This is a genomic window from Butyricimonas hominis (assembly GCF_014287455.1).
Lineage (GTDB): Bacteria > Bacteroidota > Bacteroidia > Bacteroidales > Marinifilaceae > Butyricimonas > Butyricimonas muris.
The window spans coordinates 1-768 of record NZ_JACOOH010000058.1 but is presented as its reverse complement, the minus strand read 5'-3'; the positions used below and the strand labels follow the sequence as shown (position 1 = coordinate 768).

3 protein-coding genes are annotated in these 768 nt (G+C 49.5%); all 3 read left to right on the top strand.

Features of this window, described 5'->3' with window-relative positions; all coding sequences use genetic code 11:
• On the top strand, positions 1-291 hold a 291-nt coding region (locus tag H8S64_RS22215; RefSeq protein ID WP_186978736.1), incomplete at its 5' end, for an antirestriction protein ArdA.
• A 52-nt stretch (positions 292-343) separates the two neighbouring features.
• The gene (locus H8S64_RS22210; protein ID WP_007754115.1) at positions 344-556 is read left to right on the top strand and encodes a hypothetical protein; all 213 of its coding nucleotides are present in this window, start codon (positions 344-346) and stop codon (positions 554-556) included.
• A 22-nt stretch (positions 557-578) separates the two neighbouring features.
• Positions 579-768, top strand: a 190-nt coding sequence (locus H8S64_RS22205) for a DUF3873 domain-containing protein (protein WP_186976666.1), incomplete at its 3' end; no start/stop codon positions are given.

Below are 768 nucleotides of genomic sequence, written 5' to 3'. Positions count from 1 at the left end.
CGTGATGCGGTGGAGGATTTGAGCGACACCGAGCAGGAAGCCTTTTTCGTGTGGTGCAACTATAAAAGCCATGATTTGGGCGAGGAAGATGCGGACGACCTTGTACGTGATTTCCGGGACGAGTATCTGGGTCAATATGACGATGAAGAAGATTTCGCCTATGAAATTATCGAGGAATGCTACGACCTGCCGGAGTTCGCAAAGACCTATTTCGATTATGAAAAGTTCGCCCGTGACCTTTTTATGTGCGATTACTGGTTTGATGACGGTTTTGTGTTCCGTGCGGCATAACAACCAATCCGGGCGGGGTGTCAAAGCCCTGCCCGTTAAAAACGACCAAGCGATGAAACGGAAAAGCATTTATAAAATCCTTTGGCGGGTGTTGCTGCTCTGCCTTGCATGGCGGTTTACCAGCGTAGCCGGAGCAGGCACGGCGATAACGGCGTATATCGTGTTTTGTGCCGCCCGTTTCCTGCTCCGGGTCTGCCTTTCAGCCCTTTATGCGCTGGGCGTGGCTCTGCTTTTCCTGCTGTTGCTTTCTTTACTGATATTATAACCATTAAAAAAAATAGAACATCATGCAGTCACTTAACAAAAACGGGGTAAGCATTACCCAAACACCGGGAGAAGAAAAGTTCGTGAAATGCTGTTTAGGGGCTTTCAGGGGACAAATTTATTATCAATATGACTACCGCCACACGGACGGCGAACTTTTCAGCACGGTAGCCAAAACGCTGGACGAGTGCCGCCGCAGGCGTGACGAATGGG